The sequence below is a fragment of the Alteromonas sp. BMJM2 genome (assembly GCF_027257845.1).
Classification (GTDB): Bacteria; Pseudomonadota; Gammaproteobacteria; order Enterobacterales; family Alteromonadaceae; genus Alteromonas.
The window spans coordinates 217,286-238,982 of the sequence record NZ_JAPVOT010000003.1 but is presented as its reverse complement, the minus strand read 5'-3'; the positions used below and the strand labels follow the sequence as shown (position 1 = coordinate 238,982).

General features: G+C 39.2%; 14 protein-coding genes and 1 pseudogene. 6 read left to right on the top strand and 9 right to left on the bottom strand.

Annotation, left to right across the window (positions count from 1 at the left end; all coding sequences use genetic code 11):
* The first annotated feature begins 105 nt into the window (after nt 1–105).
* Entirely contained in the window at nt 106–321 is a 216-nt protein-coding gene (locus O9X84_RS05480) for a hypothetical protein (protein WP_269518619.1), read from the top strand.
* A 450-nt stretch (nt 322–771) separates the two neighbouring features.
* On the opposite strand, the gene O9X84_RS05475 is transcribed toward O9X84_RS05480, so the two are convergent.
* From O9X84_RS05475 to O9X84_RS05465, 3 genes and pseudogenes are all read right to left on the bottom strand, one after another.
* Nucleotides 772–1,020, bottom strand: coding sequence for a DUF2960 family protein (locus O9X84_RS05475; RefSeq protein ID WP_269518618.1), 249 nt, complete (start codon nt 1,018–1,020; stop codon nt 772–774).
* A gap of 200 nt (nt 1,021–1,220) precedes the next feature.
* The gene (locus O9X84_RS05470; protein WP_269518617.1) at nt 1,221–2,042 is read right to left on the bottom strand and encodes a restriction endonuclease; all 822 of its coding nucleotides are present in this window, start codon (nt 2,040–2,042) and stop codon (nt 1,221–1,223) included.
* A 56-nt stretch (nt 2,043–2,098) separates the two neighbouring features.
* Nucleotides 2,099–2,302 (bottom strand): annotated as a pseudogene (locus O9X84_RS05465) (hypothetical protein); the annotation flags it as partial.
* A gap of 540 nt (nt 2,303–2,842) precedes the next feature.
* On the opposite strand from O9X84_RS05465, the gene dptF reads away from it, so the two are divergent.
* The 5 genes from dptF (at nt 2,843) to O9X84_RS05440 (ending at nt 13,565) form a co-directional block, all read left to right on the top strand.
* Nucleotides 2,843–4,429: a DNA phosphorothioation-dependent restriction protein DptF gene (dptF, locus tag O9X84_RS05460; RefSeq protein WP_269518616.1), complete on the top strand. Its 1,587-nt coding sequence runs from the start codon at nt 2,843–2,845 to the stop codon at nt 4,427–4,429.
* 4 nt (nt 4,430–4,433) lie between these two features.
* Nucleotides 4,434–5,738 carry a DNA phosphorothioation-dependent restriction protein DptG gene (gene dptG, locus O9X84_RS05455; RefSeq protein WP_269518615.1) on the top strand — a complete coding sequence of 435 codons (1,305 nt, stop codon included), beginning with the start codon at nt 4,434–4,436 and terminating at the stop codon, nt 5,736–5,738.
* Nucleotides 5,719–10,824 (top strand): DNA phosphorothioation-dependent restriction protein DptH, encoded by a 5,106-nt coding sequence (gene dptH / locus O9X84_RS05450; protein ID WP_269518614.1) that lies wholly within the window; start codon nt 5,719–5,721, stop codon nt 10,822–10,824. The genes dptG and dptH overlap by 20 nt, the downstream gene beginning before the upstream one ends.
* Entirely contained in the window at nt 10,811–11,683 is an 873-nt protein-coding gene (locus O9X84_RS05445) for a phosphorothioated DNA-binding restriction endonuclease (protein ID WP_269518613.1), read from the top strand. Before dptH ends, O9X84_RS05445 begins: the two co-directional genes overlap by 14 nt.
* 151 nt (nt 11,684–11,834) lie before the next feature.
* Nucleotides 11,835–13,565, top strand: a complete 1,731-nt coding sequence (locus O9X84_RS05440; protein ID WP_269518612.1) for a DUF262 domain-containing protein — start codon at nt 11,835–11,837, stop codon at nt 13,563–13,565.
* Nucleotides 13,566–13,639: 74 nt separating this feature from the next.
* On the opposite strand, the gene dndE is transcribed toward O9X84_RS05440, so the two are convergent.
* From dndE to O9X84_RS05410, 6 genes are all read right to left on the bottom strand, one after another.
* Nucleotides 13,640–13,996 (bottom strand): DNA sulfur modification protein DndE, encoded by a 357-nt coding sequence (dndE, locus tag O9X84_RS05435; RefSeq protein WP_269518611.1) that lies wholly within the window; start codon nt 13,994–13,996, stop codon nt 13,640–13,642.
* A complete protein-coding gene (gene dndD / locus O9X84_RS05430) occupies nt 13,996–15,984 on the bottom strand; it encodes a DNA sulfur modification protein DndD (protein WP_269518610.1) in 1,989 nt (662 codons plus the stop codon). Before dndD ends, dndE begins: the two co-directional genes overlap by 1 nt.
* Nucleotides 15,981–17,606: a DNA phosphorothioation system sulfurtransferase DndC gene (locus O9X84_RS05425; protein WP_269518609.1), complete on the bottom strand. Its 1,626-nt coding sequence runs from the start codon at nt 17,604–17,606 to the stop codon at nt 15,981–15,983. Before O9X84_RS05425 ends, dndD begins: the two co-directional genes overlap by 4 nt.
* The gene (dndB, locus tag O9X84_RS05420) at nt 17,603–18,688 is read right to left on the bottom strand and encodes a DNA sulfur modification protein DndB (protein ID WP_269518608.1); all 1,086 of its coding nucleotides are present in this window, start codon (nt 18,686–18,688) and stop codon (nt 17,603–17,605) included. Before dndB ends, O9X84_RS05425 begins: the two co-directional genes overlap by 4 nt.
* 166 nt (nt 18,689–18,854) lie before the next feature.
* Nucleotides 18,855–20,723 (bottom strand): DNA phosphorothioation-associated putative methyltransferase, encoded by a 1,869-nt coding sequence (locus O9X84_RS05415; RefSeq protein ID WP_269518607.1) that lies wholly within the window; start codon nt 20,721–20,723, stop codon nt 18,855–18,857.
* The gene (locus tag O9X84_RS05410; protein WP_269518606.1) at nt 20,723–21,403 is read right to left on the bottom strand and encodes a hypothetical protein; all 681 of its coding nucleotides are present in this window, start codon (nt 21,401–21,403) and stop codon (nt 20,723–20,725) included. The genes O9X84_RS05415 and O9X84_RS05410 overlap by 1 nt, the downstream gene beginning before the upstream one ends.
* Between the last annotated feature and the right edge of the window lie 294 nt (nt 21,404–21,697).

Sequence of the window (21,697 nt, the reverse complement as noted above, 5' to 3'; positions counted from 1 at the left end):
CAATGTGGCCGGGCAATTATCCGGTATATTAAATCGGACTGCCCAGTTTATGATGTTACTCACACGCTCATATACCCGACTATCGATAACGCCATGGCGCTGAAAATGCGGAAGAGCAAAGCTTTCCCAATGCGCCGAGATTTGATTGAATTCGCCTTTGAGGTGGGGGTAAGCCGTTCTATAGCCGGCGATACTGTCGATAGCATGGCGCAGGGGATCCTTGATTGCCTGGCATCACTGGATGAAGTAAACGCCATGCAAGGGCTACGCGAGTCAATAGAAAGACATGTTGGCAGCGTCATGGAAAAGCGTTCTATCTAGGCAGCCTATCGCCATGATAAAAAGAAAAAATACGAATAGGCCATAAGGCGAGTAGGGGCGATTGCCCCCTTCTCAATTTCTGAGTAGTAATACCAACATCTAGAGGAATTGCTATTTGTCTAAGTGAATAGTTATCAGTTGGAAAAAGCCACACTTAACCTAGTTGTTTAGTGTTTGAATCTACGGGAGATGAAGGCATTTGTCGTTCCAAAGGTAGCAATAATGTCTCCTTATCGACGAACATAAAACTTACGAGAGAAATTTACAGCTGGTGGTTGCACGCTATTAAAATGCGGTAGCGATTTTGAACGCGCTTTAGCGCGGCCCGCAGGGCGAAGCGCAGGACGCGCTGAGTAATCCTATCGGATGCGCCATTTTTTAAAATTTGACCGTTAAGCTAAAAAAGCAAAGTGTTTCAGAGGTCTAGTAAATACTGCAAAGGCGCAACCATCATTCTTGGCCGTTTTTTAAAAAGTACAAGTCAGAAAACCCCATTTTCACAAATTCGGTATCTCTGAAGTTTCTAACGGTTTTTTTGTCTTTACTGATAGCAGCAAGTTGCTGTTCAGTTTGCAGGAACTGGGAAAGGTCTACTCCCTCAGCATCGGCCACGGCTTCATGCATATTTTGATGGAGGCTGTAAGAAAAATTTATCTCTTTTGCCACACCTTTAAACTTATAACGTACTTTATGGGCCATGTTCTACTCAAGTTGGTCGATGAAATTCAAAAACGGTTTAACCGCTATTATAAACTCAATTAGTGCCGATGATTAGCGTATTAAGAAAAGCGGGTAGCAAAAGCACAGCGTGAGGTGTTCGATGAAGCATTTAGTCGCTTTAAAGAAGCGCTGGCTTTTGCACTCCGGAGGCAGAAGTTACAGGTTCGATTCCTCTACTTTTATTCCGTATATCGACACTTAGGAAAATTAGAGCATCCCAAAAACTTATTTCCTGCATTTAAGCCTCGTTTCGCAATACGCTCGACGAGTGTGTTTCCGCATTTTGGACACTGTGCTTGTTTTAACGCCTCCTCAGTCACCAGTATCTCGGATGCCTCTAGCGTCTCCACTTGCTCCGTTACTTCCATCGTTGTAACAGTCGGCGATGCCTGAACTTTTTGAATAAGTGATAAGAGTTCTACACCACTTAATAACTCAATCGGTTTGCCCTTCGCGAAGTCAAAAGCTTGCTGAGTGAATTCGCCTGAGCAGATAACAATGACTTTTTCAGCATTACTGGCGGTGAGCACACCATACATTTCCCGTATCACGCTCACACCTACTTTTTTAGACTTCCATTGTTTGCACTGAACTAGTGTATGCTCTCCGTTTTTTATCAACTCTAAGTCAATTCCACCGTCAGCTCCGTAACCTCCTTCCGTTATGCGAAAGCCCTGTCTTCGAAAAGCTTCTGCGACTAATTCTTCAAAATTGCGCCAGTGCATTTGCCGAATAGTTTCGATGCTTTTTTGAGTGTCTAATTGCTTTGCTTTACGTCGGGAGTTAAAAAATGAAAACGGCGCAATAAGCAGTATAAATATCGCAAAGTAAGGGCCTGGAACTGCTATGCCCTGAAGTAACATATTGATGAGTTGATTTTCTGTTTGAATAGAAGGAAGAAAATGGGTCATACCGAAATAGGTAATGATTGCTGTTATAACTGAAATCCACCATGGTGCCTCAAAAAGTAAATCGGCAAATGAAGTGTTCTTTCTTGGCATATGTAAACATCCTTGTTTTGAGTATTTATTCAGTTTCGCTAAATTCAGACTTAGCTTTAGTTTTTATCTAACAGCTCCCAAGTGACATTCATCGGCTTTTCACCCTCATGACCCTTATACTTCACTTCGCCATAAAACGTAAAGGGGGAAGCAGTTTTCCCTCTGAGCTTACTCTCTCGAATAAACAAATAGACTGAACTATCTATTTTTTCATGTTCAACAATCTCTCTAACGCGCTTATTCGCTAGCGAAGTGCTATTTTGAGACGTAAATAATAGCGGTTAATTATGGAACATACTTCGGCCGCTTAAACGCAGCAGCGAGCTGCCGATTCTGATCGCTGTATATATAGTAAGTATCGGTTTCGGAGTGCATTTTCTGCAACAAAAACTTATATACGATTGGCGAGTTGGCAGTTAAGAAGCTGATTTTATTTCAGTACCTTCATTTACCGACTCTGCTCCTTATTGAAGAACATGTTAGTGATATACTTGAATATCTAGACAACGGCTTAAAAAGGGTGATGACGCAGTTACAGCAAAATCTTAATTGTGTATTTAGGATAGTTATCCGATAAAGTTCTAACTGTTGCTGAGGCGCAAAATAAGCTTTATCGAACCTATTTCACTGTTATAAAACGGATAGTCAGTATCAAAATGTAAGAAAAATGCTTGTATAAAAAAGGCTTAGCAAAATACTTAAACTTGATTAATTATACCCAAATGTCGACGAATTCCATTGTCAAAGCAAAACAATCAATGTTAGGTTTTACAACTAAAGACTAACTATAAGGAAGTAGGATGCGTTTTGTTGACGTATTAAGCGTATTGTCTAAATCTTCTCCGTATGCAGTTTCTACTGAGCGAAAAGACGCCATTTCAGCTGAGCTTGATGCAGTAAAGAAATATCTATACATCGAAACAGATATTCAAAAAGACTTCGAAAAACACCTTACTGCATTATCTGCGGGCAATAAAAAAGTTATCTTTCTTTGCGGTAGTAGTGGAGATGGTAAGTCTGAAATCCTGACTCAATATGCTTCGAAGTTTTCTCACAAAGCTACTTTTCATCTAGATGCAACGCATAGCTTTGAACCAGATGAGTCTGCAATATCAACTCTCGATAAAGTTTTTACTGACTATGAAAGTGATGACAAGGCGCTAGTAGTTGGTATTAATGTAGGCATGATGGGAAATTATGTCGAAGAGGGTAAGAATGAGAATGTACGCGCGGCAATCGCTAGTTACTTAAACTCGAAAGAGTCGGCTTCAGAGTATGTATTTTTAAACTTTGAGGATTATCCAAAGTTTATTTTAAACAGTGCTGGCCACTCTTCAGACTTTGTTAAAGCAATCTTGCAACGCATAACTAATAATGAAGACAATATTGTACGGCAGTACTTTGATAAAGAACAAGCAAGTCATGACGGCAACGAGGTCCTTTGCACTAATTACCAGTTACTTTCGATTCCACAAGTTCAAGACCGAATTGTTGATGTACTCTTTAAAGCACGTTTGATTAAAGATCAGTTTCTGACTGCTAGAACGCTGTTGGACTTTGTTCACACATTGTTATCACCGGAGGGGTATCTATTTGATAATATGTTCAATGCCTCCGATAACGAAATCTCATCCAAAATAGTAGATTTTGACCCTGCAGATGTTAGAACAGAAAATGTAGATAAGTTTCTTTTAAGTACTAGTTTAGGCTTGTTCGATAAACGTTTCAAAGAATTTACTTCGTACTTATCCTCGACATATGGAATTCGTCAGTCAAAGAATTCTCACTCATATCTAAGGCTATTCTATCTACTGGGCGAAGCAGATCTTGCCAACAACTATCACAAAGGCTTCCTTGAAGATTTTGATGAACCTCTGTTAGACAAATACGCGAAAGTATGGAATCTACATACTCGCTTTGTAGGGGGTAAAGAAGAGAAGAGAGAACTAAAAGCCTTCTATAAAGAGACAATATTCACTGCAATCCATACTTATATCAATAGAAACGCCAAGTCGATTGCAAAAGGTAAATTTCTTATCTCATCTCACAATGGCTACCAAATTATGACAGATGTCGATATGGAGCCAGATTTCGATGCAATTCAACATGCACCACCAACAAGTACATCTTACTTTGTAGCGCATATATCCGTTGAAGGTAAAAGAGTTTCAATGCAAGTTAATATCAACCTTCTTAATATGATGAATAGAATTATTGGCGGGTACAGGCCAAACAAGCACGACAAAAATACCATCGTTATTTTAGATGACTTTGCTGACCATATAGCTGACATCGCATCAAGTAAAGATAAGCTCACCATAGTTAAAGACGGTTTAACGATAAGCCTACGTCACGATGATGACGAAATAGAAGTAAGTGGGGTTTAGAAAGATGTACAAACTCAAAGCAGAGCTAAAACCCAAAGATAATAAAGCTTCATTTTTTCCTATCAATACTAAAGATAGAAAAGATGTTTTCGATTGGGACGTTATACTTGGTCACTTCGTAAAGCATGCCTATCGGAAAAATATTGCGAATAATCAATTTGAACAATTCAAGCTAAAGTGCAAAGAAAATTTTGAATCAAAACTGGACGAGCCGCAGTTTTGGCAACATCTCGAACGTATGTATTTTGAAGGCGATGAATTATTTAACATTAGTCCAGAGCTTTTACTATTTAAAGCACAAGACATCAAAGGAAACTCAGCAAACAAGAGGCTTGGAGATTTATTTTTAAACTTGTTGCAGGGTCATTACTTGCAAAAGTCACCCAGTTTAAACTTGAATTTTTTAGAGAAAGCGCTAGTTGAGACATTTAACAGTTGTGTAGTAACAGGTTCAACAGTTGGTACAGTATCCAACTCACCATCGGAGTTACCTTATCTCCCTTTTCTACGAGATTTGTTTATACAAGATTTGGACTTCATTGCATCGAAGCCAAGGTATTTTATAGAAAACATAACGGCCTTTTTAAAGCTCTATGCATTTATTTACACTACACAGCTTACTCTAAATTTAAGTGAGTGGAGAGCTGGGGAACCGACAGCTAAATCTTGCTATTTCATTTTGGATACCGAGAAAGCGTCGAATGAACGAACGTATATTAAGAATTTTGGGTATCGCCTGCTCGCAAATAATTTCAGTAAAGTTTTTCCGTATTTAGCAATGAATGACAGCTTACAAGACAGTAAAGCTGTTAAGGTTCCATTATGGGACATCCATAGACTTATAGAAGGCGAAGAAGCTCTTACTGCATTAAATAAGTATGCTTTAGATTTTAAAGCCGACAGGAAACTAGACATTCCCATTTCACCCGCCAGTAATATCATCTCGGCCTTAGAGAATTTACTTGAGCTTTTTCAATCTCAATTCAACAGGGGTGAGTCTCGCCATGACATTAATATTTATTTCGCTAAAGCCATAGAGTCTGAGTTGTGCGGACACTTTATTCAAAGCAGGGGGAGAGCTGGACGAGTTCTAGTATTTAATCAAGATTATTTACTGCTTTTGACAAATATTGTTATTGGGAAAAGGGAGCGCTTGAGACTTCATGAACTACTGATGGAGTTCAGTGCTAGAGGAATCTGTTTTGACAAACAAACACAAAAAGTGCTTGTAGATTTTTATGAGCGCATTGGGAATGTAGAGAGAATGAGTGACAGTGGAGATGCAGTTTATGTCAGAAAAACAGTTTGAGAATTTTCTTGCTGAGAAGTTAGTAAACTGGGGTACTGAACATTTCTTCAAAGGTTATCGTTACCAATTCCAGTCCCCGGATAAAGACAATAGTAAAAAGCTATTTAATGCCTTATGCGCCGGAAAAGCAGGCCATATTTCCATCAGAAATGCGGATATACCCTTTATTCAAGTTGGGGGCTACAAACTCTTAATTGTTTTGCATAGCGAAGATAAAGGAGAAGGTTGTAGCGAAAACTTTATTTCTCACATTCGAGATGTAGTCGCTTCCCAGCAAAGCGAAGTTAAAGACTCTTGTCTTCTGATTATCCACAATTCGATGCTTGATACATTGATAAATTCAGCTGAGAACATTGCACAGCCAGGATGGGTTTGGCATCCGCTAAAAATTAAAGAAGCATTAGAGGGGGAAATCGACCCGTTAAACGACAATAAACGCGTTACTCAATGTTTATTAAGCCATCGTTTTGAGCAGATCGTTGATGATGGTGCAACGATGTTTGGGTTTGAAGAGCTGTTTAATGCGCTTGTTGATGATGGTGAAATCAGTTTCCATGAAATAGCTCTGCTAAATGATCCTCTACTGAAAGGGTGGGACTCTCCTAATCAGATTGCGAACAGGCTTGAGCAAAACAAGCAAATGTATGAAAAACTCGACTACATTACGCACCATTTTCCAACAAGTTTGGAGGAAAAACTTGGGGAAGAAGACTTTAGTCCCTCCTTTGTTAAAAAGTATTTCGATGAACAAGACCCAGAAGCATGGAAGTTCAATTTAGAGTTAGAGGCATGTTTACAAGAACAAAGGAAGAATAAAGAAAACCTTCTAGAGCTTGAAAAAGAGTCTATATCAGAGGGTAAGTTATTAGTAAGAACACAAGCAGATACAAAAGCCGGAAGGCGCACTAAGAACATCATTTATGTGATGCCGGAGGGGAAGAGTACCTTCGAGCTAGAAATCAGTTTCATTGGCGGAAAAGTAGAGAAAAAAGAGTGCAAAATTCTCAACGCTAGCCAGCCAAGTGTCGATTTTAGTAACCCCGATAATGCGGGTGGGAAGCGCAGCCGTATTACTGTTTCAGGCAATTATTATGATACTGCTACCTTTTTTACGTTCCGCGTTAAACGCGATAAATCTGCTGAAAATCACAGCTTTAAGGTATTAGTACTTAAAGAAAGTGAGTTTTATCTAAATTCAATAGAAAATAGCTTCCTAATAGACCCCAAGCGCCAGCTAGTTATTATCCAAACCGAAGAAAACAATCTTCAAATTGCCGAGCATGGTAAGGAAGATACGCTCACTGAAAACGCGCAAGAGTTTGAAAACAGCACCGTAGGTGTAATTGATTTTGAACAAATATCGTCAGAATCTGACAATGTTGAATTTGTAGTAAAAGGTACAGAAACACAGTTAAGGTTCAGCATCGAGGGAGCGGTAGCTACTGATGCGTTATCACTACCGCTTATGTTTAATCAAGAGCGTTTTAATAAACTGTTTAATGACGACTATTTTGCGGTATTTAATAGACGCAAGAGCAAGATCCAACTCGACAACCATGAAATAGCACCCAAAGGAAAGCGATTAACGCTTTTACAATGGGAGCAAGAGCTTCTTGATAACAATAGTCTATATCGCCCAGTATCTAACAATTTACATGTAACCGTTGCAGATATCGCTACTAGTTACCCGGAACTATCTTCAGCGTACTCTACTTATTTTGCCTACCTGGCTAATAACAACACCTTGCCAAGTTTGAGCGGATGGGGCGATACTTACCAAGAGCTTGTTGAACGTATAGTGTGCACTTACAACGAAGCACTAAGAAGTATTCAGTACGATACTCTGCTAAGCCAATCGCAAAAGCAGTTAGTTAATATCGGCTTTGCAGAGTTCAACGGCGTCGAGTACATAACGCCATATCATCCTATGGTTTTAGCTTATCACCTGTATCTTGTGCAAAGGGTGGTACAAGACGAAACCAACAGCTTCAAGCAGCTGCCAAAAGTCACACTTTCCCGATTAAATGCGCAAGGATTAATGCCATTTATTTATGACCCTAATAATGAGTTTGGATACTGTCAGTATGAGACTGACAATAGTATGTGGTTACGTATTGTCCCTCATCAAGAAACTAGTTACGGCTATGTACAGAAACTGGTTAGGGATAAGGTTTCTGAGTTTAGAGATGCGTTCTCAAGCCTTTTTGAAAATGGCGAACGGTCCAAGTTAATAATCAATTCCATAAACAATGGGCAAAACAAGGAAGTCTTTCTTGGCCTTGTAGACTTTATCAAGCAATACAAAAATAAAGCCTGCCAAATTCACGTAAATATTTATGACGATGAAATAGAGTACTGTGAGTTTGACCGTTTTTCTGACACTGCTAGCTATGACGTTATAAAAGCCGAGTATGGTTTAAACAAAGGAAAAGATAAGGATATTGCCGATACAGTAATTGACCTACTTCGAACGCGATTAACGTACAGTAAGTTCGAAAACGAGAAGTTAGAAGGTGGTACTTTTAAGCCTCATCATTACGCTCATATTTCCTTTTTTAAAAATAACGACAAAGTACAGTCTAGAGACCGCAACGTTAACGAAGAATTAAGTGGCGTTGTTGCTGAAGGTTTATTAGCGGGTGAAGCCTCATCCAGTGAGGAAGATAGCTATTCAACGGCCTTTGGCCTTAAAAGTATCGAATATGACGATAAGCCTCACCTTCAAATAGCGGAACGCTTGAATGGTCTTATAAAACCAGCACGTAAGCCCGATGAGCAGTATTCACGCTCAAAATCTACAGCATTAGTAGTAAGCGGTAAGTTTAGAAAACTTCTTCAATGTGCTTATTCGAGTTCAATTTGGACGACAATTATTGACCCCAAAGTGACACTCGATTTTTTCGACAATGATAAAAACGTAGTGCTAATTCACTATTCGGATAACTACACCAACTCAATAAACTATGACGCGATAACCGTTACGGAAGAATCTGATTTATACAAGAAAGTCCTTGAGCGAGATCAGGGCGGCATCATTGAAGAGTTCAACGCTTTCAATGGTGAATGGCTTCTTAAAATGATCACTGCTAACGACAACGAACGTAAAGAAAAGCGCGGAATTATTGGGGCGTATAAGTTTGTAAATTGTTTGCTGAATAAATCTGATATTACGTGGGTTCCACTTTCAGTTGCCGAGATGCTGAGAGTTGCAGGTAACATTGGCTTGAAAATGTCAGAAAGTGACTTTTCAAAAAGTAATATTGCGGGAACCATCAAGGGCGCTATTTCAGACGACGTTTTATTTGTAGGCTTTAAGCAAGATGCAATGGTGTTACTGCCTGTAGAAGTTAAAACAGGTAAAAGGCAAACGCACAACAAAGGGGTGCAGCAAGCTAAAGAGCTTAAGCGCTATCTGGAAGAAGATGTACTGAAAGGGGAGAGCTTAGCTGCTCAACTTTATCGAGGGTTATTTGTGAGGCAGCTGTTGATGCAGATAGATAAATACAAGCTTTACAACCTATATAGCGATAACTACTTCGATGAATTACTTTCTCGTCGCGAATGGTGGCTCCAGGGTAAGTATGCTATTGCTGATTTGGCTAATTACCCTGAAGGCTTTTTAGTATCTCACGTAGAGAATGACACATTCTTTGAGCCGGCCTTCGAGTTGAAAGAAAATATACTAAAAATAGAGCTACCAATAAGCAACCTTTCGACCTTTATAAAAACACCGCTATCACAACTTTTCGAACAGCAGCCCGAAAAGCTTTGTCATATCAATAGCGAATATATTTTAAGAGATTCCACACTATTAGTCGGTAACAAAATACAGTCAAAAGAAGACACTTCTTTAAATGTGGATGAGCGGGAAACTGACTACAGGACTAACGCTGAGCAACATGCCGAGAAGCTTGGAGTGAATGTGGCTGACGAACATAACGCGGAATCTAGCGAAACTTTGAAGGTGTTAGTTGGCCATTCTGTACAAAACCAAGAGCCTGTGTTTTGGGAACCAACAAATACTGCAAAATTCATGAATACCAACTCGGGTATTATTGGAACAATGGGTACAGGTAAAACCCAGTGTACTAAATCAGTCGTCACACAGCTCCATCGCAATCAAAAAAATAATGTTGATGGTAAGCCTATTGGTATCCTTATTTTCGATTACAAATCGGATTATGTGGATGATAAATTCATCAATGCGACAAGCGGCAAAAAGTACAATTTATTTAGGCTGCCCTACAATCCTCTGAGTCTGTTTGGTTCTACCCCAATGTTGCCGGTGCATACTGCTCGCGGGTTCTCAGAAACAATGGGTAAAGCTTTCGGCTTAGGCCAGAAGCAACAGCTTAGGTTACGACAGCTAATTTCTCAGGCTTATGATTTGGCTGGTATAAGCAAAGCCGACTCTTCAACTTGGAGTAAACCCGCGCCAACTATTGCAGACGTGTGGGCGTTGTTTTTGGACAGCGAGCCAGCTGAAGATTCACTTTATGCAGCGCTTGAAAGCCTTCACGAGCTAGAAGTATTTGAAAGCGATGTCAATAAATGCACAAGTTTGTACGAGTTGATAGTCGGAATTACGATAATTGAGCTGGCAGGTTACCCAAGCGAAATTCAAAGTCTTGTTGTTGCGTTAACACTTGACCTCTTCTACTCACAAATGCAAAAGCAAGGTAAACCATTAGTACAAGGCGACTTCAGGCAAGTCACAAAGCTTATCTTAGTGGATGAAGCTGATAACTTTATGTCGCAAAATTTCCCAAGCTTGCGGAAAATACTTAAGGAAGGTCGCGAATATGGCGTCGGCGTAATCCTGTCTACTCAAGATATAACCCACTTTAAAACAGGTGATAACGACTACTCTACTTATATATTAAGCTGGATTGTTCATCGCGTTTCACAGATAAGAAATCAAGATATTAAGTCACTTTTCAATAAAGACGATAAGACTGACCAAGAGTATCTGATGAAATCGATACGTGAGTTGGAAAAGCACCATAGTTTGTATGTGGATGGTGATAAGAAAATAACAAAAATTAAAGATAAGGCATTTTGGGAATTGCTGAATGACACCAAATGAACTTAGAGCTGCCGTCTTAAACGTTAAGCGGTGGAGCCGAGCTGATCAGCGAGCGCCAAATAAGCCGTTGATGATGGCATATGCGTTGGCAAAATATCTCCAAGGTCATGACCAGTTGTTTAGCTATGCAAACGAGGTTGACCCAGACCTTCATCTTCTATTGCAACGTTTTGGGCCAGCAAGAAGAGTTTATCATCCAGAATATCCTTTTTGGAGGTTAATCAATGATGGAATATGGCGTCTAGACAACGCAGGCGAGTGTCTACCTAGAAAAAGTAATAATGATCCGCCTAAGTCTGAATTAATAAAGTATGGCGTGCTAGGAGGCTTCAGTAACGAAGCGTATTCACTTTTGAAGAAAGATAGGCAACTCAATATTGATCTACTTAATAGTGTGTTAAGTGATAACTTTCCCGAAAGCGTCGTGCCTGACATAAGTGCGCAATTAGGTTTAGAGTTAGCTTTTAAGGAGGTTAATAAACGCGATCCTAAATTTAGAGGCGAAGTACTGAATGCATATAACGGTAGGTGTGCAATCTGTGGTTTTGATGCGCGTTTGAATAATGATCTTTTTGCTATCGAGGCGGCCCATATCAAGTGGAAGCAGTTCAACGGTCCATGCTCAGTCAACAATGGCCTAGCACTTTGTTCAATTCACCATAAAGCGTTAAACAAAGGGGTAATAGCATTTTCACATGATATGAGGCTAAGGATATCTCATGCACTAACAGGCGGACAAATAATCGATGAGCTTTTTTGGGGACTTGAAGGAAAGCAAATCTTCTTGCCTCGCAATAAAAATTTTTTCCCCACAGGGGATTATATTGAATGGCATGAGAAGAATGTTTTTCATAAATAACAAATAACTTTGGGTGTAGCTCAAAAATTACGATTTGATAAGGTTTAGTAAAGCTAGAAGGCTATTTTAGGAGTTTGCCACAATAAATTAAAAAATCTAATTTTCTCTTTGAAACATTTTTAAAGACTGATCTAAAAGGAAGTTGTATCACATGAGCAATATAGTCACTGAACTTGAAAGTCTAGAACGACAATTTAGCAAATACGATAAGTTGAAAATACCCCTATATCAGCGGAGTTATGCCTGGGGTGGTGACGAAGTCCAAGTATTTTGGCAAGACATAAGGGAGTCGATTGATGAAGGTAGGGCTAATTACTTCATAGGCCCAATAGTCTCAAAAACTATTGGAGAAAAAGAAGTAGAAATAATTGATGGGCAACAGAGACTTACTACAAGCCTTGTATTACTTAGTATTATTCGACGGTTATGTCTATTCATGTTTCATGAAGATCGTGAAAAAAATGAGGAATACCATAAATTCTATACGATTCTAAAGCAAAGATTCGAGGTTACAGGAAGTTTATTGGCTGAAAATGGCGCTAACAGATATGTGATGAATGAAGAAAATAACTATATTTACAATTCATTCATCGTTACAGATACAACAAGAGATGAAATTGAAAGAGAGAAAAAGAAATACAAAAAGCATGATTCAAACTATAAATTGTTGGATTGTATAGACAATGCATGGGGCTATGTAGAGCGTTATTGTGGGGACGAGAAAGAGCTCAAAACGTTAAAAGAAATTGCAGTATATTTGTTGGAAAAGCTACAAATACTGAATATCAGTGTATCAGATGAGTCAGATGCTTACCTGATCTTTGAGACAATTAATGATAGAGGGAGGGAGTTGGATACAATGGATCTGGTAAAGAACCTCTTATTTTCTAAAGTATCCGGCAGCTCTTTTGAAAGAGTAAAAAATAACTGGATAAGAATGCAAGAACACTTATCGGATATGAACTCGGCCAATGACTTTCTGTACAATTTTTGGACTGTGCATAAAGGAAGAACTTCAAAACAAAGCCTGTTTACTCAAATTCGAGAATTCATCAGAAATGGAAGCTCTTCAGCAGTTGAGTTTTCTAATGACATTACACAGGCGGCACGTCTGTATAGTGCGATAAATAACCCTTCTGATGCTCTTTGGAATGATTACAATAAAGAAACAACAGACAATCTACAGGTGTTAAAGGTACTCTCTGCGAAAGTAGTGCACCCAATTATTATGGCTGCACAGCCTGTTTTTGATATTAGTGAGTTCAATAAGCTTCTTAAATATTTAATAGTCTTTCAGGTAAGATATGTCTATGTTTCTGATAAACATACAGGAAGATATTCTACTGCTATTTCAACAATTCCTAACAAGATTAAGAATGGTGAACTAACAAAAGCAATTAAAGTAGCTAAAGCGCTGAAGGCAGAAAATATCTATGTTAGTGATCAAGAGTTTTCAGACTCTTTTAAGTACTTAACTTGCAATACCAAGAAGGCCAAATATCTTTTGTCTGCAATTGAGGAATTTGAAGCAGGAATATTGAAAAAGATAAATGCGGATGGATTGGTAGTAAATATTGAGCATGTTTTGCCACAAGAACAATGCGCATCTTGGAGCAATGAAGCTACCAATATTGAGGCGCAAGAATATAGTACATGGGCTAATAGGTTAGGCAATATGGTTTTGTCTTGTACTAAATTAAATAAAGAAGCAGCTAGAAAACCTTTTAAAGAAAAAAAGGTGGTTTTAATTGAAGCATCAAAAGAGTTTGCAACTACCTTTAACATAAAAGAAGAGCCTAATTGGACCAAGGAAAAGATTCAGGCTAGGCAAGATAAATTAGCTGAAAAAGCCATAGATGTATGGAAAATTAGCTTTAGTTGAATATCTACGCGCGTTTTAAATTATTACACCATTTCGAGGAAGTACTTATTTCTAAGTACTTCCTCGAAAAACGATTATGTAGATAATTTACTTAAAAGCAATGAAGCTGACTTAACATTTCTTATCGAAGCAATTCCATGCTCGACATGAGCAGCCCAAGCTTGTTGTAGCTGCTTACCCTCAAGATTTGGGTAAGTGTACTTCAACAAAAGTTCTGTCATTTCTTGCGTACGCCCTAACCAAGTAATCTTGTCCAACGTTAGGCTACCGTTAGTTGTGTAGTCCGTTGTTGGGTCATATCTAAAATCAGACTCAATCGAACGAAAAAAGGCAATACGTGCTGATACGTTAGGTGTTACCCCCGTGTAGCCTTTCAATTTTTTTAGTTGCTCTTCTACAGTACGTGATAATTGCATTCTATTAGGTAACATTAGGCAATCTCCGCTTTTTGGTTTTCCCAAAAGTAACCCTCGGTTACTGATGAACAGCGAGTAGCTTCGTCAAATTTGATTTCAAACGCATGCGACACTTCGGGCTGTAAAATAGAGTAGAAATCAGCATCAACTTCTGTATCTGTAGACAAGAGAATGACTTGCTCCCCAGCTTCTGGGAAATAGTGTTTTATTAGCTTGTCTCTATGCTTTGAATCTAGTCTACCAAGCGGGGTGTCTACAACAACCGGAAGTACTTTTCCTGATAGTTTGCCTAGAGCTTCTAGTATCGCGAATGCAAAGATTTGCTTTTCACCAGCAGAAAGCGATTTTCTGTTAATTTCCATTCCGTCAAGGTCTATAAGCGCTACATCGAAAGTGGCTGGGTTTATTTTAGCCGTTAATTTCATGTCTTCTTTTCTAGCAAGTTTCCGGTAGGCTAAGGCGAATAGCTCTTCAAGTTGAGAAACTCTTAGTTGCGTTAGTTTTTCAGAAAATTCCTGCAATGCACCTTGAGTTGAGCTCACTCTTGTAACAGCCTTTTGTAAAGACTTCTCATTTTTCTGTTGGTTGAACAGTTTTTCCAGTCTTTTTGCTAGTTCTAATGCCTTAGCCATGGCCGCTTGGGCTTTCTCAAGCACTTCTTTGTAAACGCCTTTTTCTTTAGCCACTGCTTTATCTAGTTCTCGTAAGCGTTCGTAAAGACCAACCAGCTCTTTTTCGTCTGGTGCTCTTTGAATTCTAAGTGATAGCGAGTCTAAGTTTGATTCTGCTAAATTTAATTCAGAGAGAGTGTCGCTCAATCTAGTTTTCGATTCATTTGCATCGTCACATAAGCTTTCAAGTTGGTGGAATTCTCTATCAGAGATATCCAGGCTTAAAGCCTCATCAGCAAAGCTTTGCGCGTCACTTTCGACATAGTGTTTAAGTAGCTCACTTACTTGCGCTTCATCCGCAGCTAGAGCTGATGACAATGTAGATGCAAGCTTTTCAGTTTGTGCCAATAACTGGTTGTTAAAAGAATGCTTGGCTTTAAGTTCCTTCTCACGAGTAAGTTGTTGGAACAGGCCACTTATAGCCTTTGGTGCTAAGGATAAAGGAAATGCACCATCTAGTTCTTGAAGTACCTTACCCTTGATGGTATCAATTTCACGTTCTAGCGACTTTTGTTTACTCTTTTCTTCGTCTCTTGTAATAGCAAAGGCACCACCACGTTCTTGAATGCTTTTTTCGATTTGACTCATTTCAAAGCGAAGGCTTGTGATTTTCGGGTACAGCTCATTCGCTTGCTCTTTGTAAGCGTCGGCTTCTGCTTTAAAGCTCTCTTTTTGTTTTTGGAGATTCGTAATTTCTTTTTGAATTGACGCTGACGCTTTACCTTCACTTTCTTTATTTAGGTATATATCTAAATCAATATTTAGCCTTTCAATAATATCCAAGCCCAGCAGTTTTTGAACGGCCTCTTTAAGATAAACACCTGTATCATCTTCCGCTAATTCTGCAATTTTCTCACCGTCAAAGAAGAACAAGTCTCCTATACCCGGAGGGATCATTTCTGAAATGATTGACTGAATTTGTTCTGAAGTTAAGTTGGAATCCTCTTCTGAGTGTTCAAAACTTATCTTTTCTTTACCATCAACGCCCCACGTACGAGTGATAGTAAATACGCCATGTTTGCCTTGATGAGTGTGTGTGAACTCTAGGCTAATTAATGCTTTTGCCGAGTTATCTTCTTTCTTCGCTTTATTATTTAGCTGCTGGGAAAGGTAGTCTGCATACTCTTTGTTATTTGGAATAGAACTAAGAGCACGTTTTCCCAATAGAAGCAGCCGTATAGCTGTAAGAATGGATGTTTTACCTGCACCATTTAAACCGCCGAAAAGAATGATCGGCTTAGACAGCAGGCCATCTTTTTTAGGCTGTAAATCAAGAGAGTGCTTGCCATTGAACACTCTAAAGTTCTGCATGGTTAGCTTTTTAAAAATCATAACTGCATCTCCTTATTTAAAGATGCTGTGATGGCGGCTAACTCTGCTTCGTAGTCTTGCACTTCTTTCGACTGATTGATTTGATTTTGCCTACTGTCTTTATTCTGTTTGATAATTTCTTCAGCTGACTCCCAATCCTGCTGAATAAGCCTTCCTATTTTTTTGTAAATACCAGTACGTCGAGAAAGGCCAGACATTGAAATTTCAAGGCTTATAAGTTTTCTGACTAGATGGGGAGATACGCCATACTCTGGTGCGATATCTGATATCAGTGCAGAGTCTTCGCGACTAAATTGATTTGTATCATCAATGGCCCAATCGAGGTCGAAACCGAATACTTCTCTGAAAATTACTGGCAAATCATCGTCCCAGTCAGGCTCATTTGGGTCATTGAGCCACTCGTGCCTTACAGCGTGAAGTTCTGGAACAGTAATTAGCTCAAGGTCTTTTTGTATAGTTGATAATTTCTTTTGTATTGTAAGCAGTAATTTTAAAGCTATTTTGCGATATTTAAGTTTGTAAGGGCCGGTCGTATAGTCATCGGTAAGAATTTTTTCACCGTCTTCTTTCAGCGTTTTAAATGCTAATCGACCGTCCCTTCGTATATGGCTTCGATATTTCTTCTTAAGTGTTGGAGAAGTACTTCTAGATAAAATGTTACGAAACTTAAGTAAGGGAAGCATCCATGTTTCGCCATTTTGGATAAGACTTTCCATGGCTCTATCTTTTGTTACTACTGTACATGTCCAACATCCAAAACGAGAGTTACCGCATGAAGGAGTAGTTTCATCAATTACCATCGGGCACTCGCCCTGCCCAGAAGAGTCTTTGTATAAGTTCCACAATACAAGGTTTTTACCGCCCCATGGGGTTTCCCATTCGAGGTCGTATTTATCAAACCATTTATTTTTGATTCCGTAGGGAGTTTCTGTTTGCGTAAGATGGCAGAAACGTAAAATCTTCCACACATCATCAACCGCCCACATATCAATAGGCGTGTAAATAAACGCATTTGAAAGCGTAGTGTGCTTTGCTAAATCCGAACCATCTATTTTGTGCTTTGCAATCACTTGAGCTCTTGATGCACTCTCTTGTGAGCGTGAACCTAAAACAACAACAACCTCATCGTATTGACTAACTTTATCGGTTATAAACGAACTTACCGGATCAATTTTCATCCGTTCGGTACACCACCTAAAGTTACGAGTTGGTGCTGGATAACCTTTTCCAAGTAAATTGCTCCAAAACGTTTCATTCGTTTTGGGTACAACTTTATGTGAAGTTATAGGCAGATTATCTCTAGCTGCCCCGCGCTGAATGGCTTCTAAAGAACGGTTTACGTGGTTTACTACAATAGGAGTCTCAACTAAAGTGTCTGAGGCGACAACAAACACTTTCTTATGACGCTCCTCTGGCTTCAGGCCTAATAGTGCTAAATATATGAGCACTACCACTGCTGACGAGTCTTTACCGCCACTATAACCAACTACCCAAGGCCGTGAATCTTTCAGATACACTCGTTGCACACTGGCAACATATTCAGCCAATGGCTGGCCTGCAAAATCTTCTTGGTCTATAAATTCAATATAATCGTCGAGGTCGAATTGTTTAGCTAATGTCATGAGTTAAGTAAGTCTTTTTCTTTCTGCAGGTCTTCTTGATTTAATTCGAGACCTAATTGGCGTTTAATTTCTAATGCTGTTAGAAATATGTTTGAGCTGGCTTTGGACAGTTTTCCGTGCATCATTGCTCTTTTTACCCATTCGGGATTCGACTTTCGCCAATCAATGGCTTGAAACATTTTAATTTTTTCTATCTGTTTATCTTCTGGAAAGTCGAGAAGCTGGTGACCGACGATTGCAATAGCTTGGAGAGCAATACCATGAGCAGTAAGGTATTCTTGACGAAATTCGCTAACGGCGAGTTTCTTTTCCTGTACTAGAAGCCACTCGGTCATATTATCATTAATACAATTCCAAAACCTTAGCGCTAAATCCTTTTCATCGTCTGAAATGTCATCCTTTGGTCCCTTAGCAAGAAGTGCTCGCGTTGCGTGTTTTATAGCGCTAAGTGCAAATATTTTATTGCTCTTTACTGGGATGCTTCCTTTTTCCATCTCAGTAAAACCAATAAAAGGTTTAGCAGAAGTCGCCAAATATTTTGCCACTCTTGCCCCAGGGTCTCTTTCATCATAAAGAGTGGAAAGTGATGAAGATGGTCGGATAGCGTGTTGATTCAAATCTGCAAACATCTGCTGACTTCTATTTAGGCCCTCATCGATATAAAAAACGATTGCAATGTTATCTTGGCCAAGTTCAGGCTTGAGTTTTATCGCTTCTTCTATAGCTGCCCGACGATGTTGTCCGTCGTTGATCAAAATACTCGTATTCATTGAAACCTTTAACGTACCGATGTTAGGTGCATTATCTTGTTCTACAAATGAAACATCGCTGCCCACCGATGCAGTTAGTGCAGAGAAAACATAGTCATCAGGATTGTCGACTAAGTATCTACTCATCTCTGGTATGCGTGCTTTATTCAGAGTTCGCTGTGCGCGCAACTCTGGCGGTACTTCTTCTTCATCATATATAAATATTTTAGGTATAATCCTTAAGGGACATGTGGCGATGTAGAATGGTCGTCCAGCCTGAACGCCTCTTACGGCGGGAAAGGAGTAACAGAAATCATTGTCTAAAGAAGTCATTTATTTACCTTCCATGTTTAATTACGTAAAATTTTTACGTAAAAAAAGTGAAAAGTAAACTAAAAATAACAATTTTACGTAAAATTAATAAAAATAAATTTTTTTGAAGTAAAAGAGTAGAGAGTTGATGATGAGAAAGATACTTGGACGTTGGAGTAGTTTTTAGTCAATAAAAAGCATTTTTATTTTCCAACCTAGGGCCGCTCTCTTCGTTAAGGTGGTAATCAAAAAAGTCTACATCTTGATCAGCCATTTTGATTTTCACACGTTCTTTCAAAAGCGGAATATCGTGTTTTTCGAATTCTTCATAGCCTAACAGCGTTAGTTTACCTGATGTTATATGAATTTTAATAAGCTGAATATCTTCCAGCTCACCATACAATTGCAAAGCAGAGCTAACGTAAACCCGAAGTAGGGGTGAGAGCAGATCAAGATATTGTTTGTGAAATGTCAGCGAATGCGGATGGCCGAACTCTTCTGCTAAAACACTTTTAGGCAATTCTTTGTGAGCCTCGAGGCACTCCTCCTCAATTAATTCTACGTCAGCTATTTTAAACAATAAGTCTTTAGCCTTTTCTTGGGCGTTTTTATTGGTGTCGAAGAATGTTTTTATGTCTCGCTTTGTCTGCTCCGGCTGATATCTATATGGTTTACGCTTACCAAAGTACCCAACGGCAAAGTAAACTAACAAGTCTTCTATTCGCATTTGCTGAGCAATTTTTAACTCGTCATTACCGTAAAAGCCCTGGCAAAGTCTAAATGCTTTTTTCAGCGTTCCAACTATCTCAATAAGCTCATCTGCCCGCTGATATTCTTCCTTTACCGGTGCTCGCCCCAATAAAAGACAAGCTTTCCAGTAATCTTCAAAAAGCTCATCGTGCTTTGTAAAGAGCAGCTGCGTGTTTGCCTCTTTGATATCAATAGGCTTAGATTTATGTTCCCAGCTGCGCTGGCGCTTATGCCTATTTTGCAGAAAATCTTGCTCTAAATATTTATCTTTAAAAATAAAGTAAATGCCTGGGGCAACTGCAATAGCAGATTCGTCTAAGCTAAGCTCAATAAACATCTTGAGTTCGCTTTGCGTATAATATTTTTGAAAAGTTTTGCGGCTGGTAATAATGCCGTCTTTGTAGGGTCTGAACCTTGCTAGATAACTCTCATTTGCAAGCATCGCTGAAACTACTAATAGCTTGTCAGTAAGCGCCCATGCGCCCTGTATAGCTTCCATTCGTTCATTACGTTCTTCTATCACGTTTATAACGAAGCCAATATTTACCAAATCGGCATTTACTTTTTCCGCGTCGGGTAAAAAATTAGGATCCCATCCGAGAACGTCTAGGCCATGGGCTTCAAGTTCCCGCAGGTCGTCGCCTCTACCACAGCCATAATCGAAGATAGAGTATTGACCCTCTAAAAAGCTGTGTTTTGCTAACACCTTCATCGGCGCTGACAATTCATAACGAACAATCGCTGTTTTATCGCGTTGGATCTTTTGTTTATCACCATCGGCGATAAGCGCAGAGTTACGAAAAAGACGGCCGTCTACCAATTCATAGCCGTGGGAGTTAATCAACGCTTCCCATGATGCTTTAAACCCAATATGCCGAGAGTTTTCATATAAGCCCGCTTGTACACCTTCTTCGGTTATTTGCTGGAACTCCTCGTAATTTGGGTGCTCAGGCAAAACCATAGTTTCTTTGCGGTGAAGAATAGGGGGGTTATCGTAATTGCTATAGTCAGTAACTTTATGTGCTAACTTTTCAAGGTCAACGGTTACGCTTTGCTTTAGTGCAGGGTAAGAGTCTTCAACAAAAGTAGGATAGTGAAGCAAGCTTAATGAAAATTGCTTTCGGGATAATTTCACTAAGTTCCAATTCTCGCGCGGTATCTTAAGTGCTTTACCTATGGCTAAAATAACGTTTTGGAGTTTTGTCGGAAGAGCCGTTAATCCACTTTCATGGATATATATCGCATCAGGTAGTTTTTTACCAACGGCCAACTCTGAAACAAGTGATTTAAATAGTGTTGCATCCATTATAATTTCTCTGCCAATAGCTTTGCATCTTCGCCGAAGGCTTTTGATGCGGGGTAGCGCCTACCGCTGTCACTTGTTCCCATTACTTGTAAATGATGCTGTAAGCTTTCAAGGTGGAAACTCACGTGAACTGGCCTGTCGTTACCGTAAAAGTAGATACGGTCGAAACTAAGATTATTCACAATATATCGCACAATATCTGATGCAGCGACTCCTTCAACATAGAAGTCGCAAGCAGCGCCACCCCTACTACAAATTTGGTTGCCTTTACTATTCACTTCATAAGCCGAGTGCTGATCTAGAGATGGAGCTGTGCCGCTAGAGGAGTTTTTTTGGATAAAGTTTTTTAGTTTGAATGATGTGAATCCGTAGGTGACTTTCGGCTTGCCGATGTTTTCATTTATAGGGAGAAGTACTCTGTAAACTAGCTTATTAAGGGCTAGTAATGTCTTGGGAGCTAACGGCTTATTCGCTAAAGTAAACTTATGCCTAATTACATGCCAATCTATAAGTTGTTCGTTGAGCTGAGTCGCTATTTCAACCTGCTTTTCAGGTAACAAATAGAAGTAAGAGTGTTCTCGTTGTTCAAATTCAATATCTCCCTGCTCGCGCATGCTAGCAAGCTCATTACTGTTCACTTGAAGAATAGTTTTTATTTCTAATTCACTAAATTCGGCCATAAGCCCCGTTTCCATTTGTGAACTAACCCTGTTGTGTTGATATTTAATTGCTAAAAAGCACTACACTATAAAAAATAGGATAAGCAGTATTTGAAGAAGTGGTTTAGGTCAACTTTAATAAATGAATAGACTACAACTTTTGTTGAGTATTTCATATTCTGCTTCTAATAGTCATTATCGGCTACTCATACGCTGTTGCTTTAACACTTTAGAACCTTGAATTAGCAACGATGGTAGCAGATTTGAAATATCATGCATGGTGTGGTCTCTAGTTGGCTTCTGGTGAAATGAATT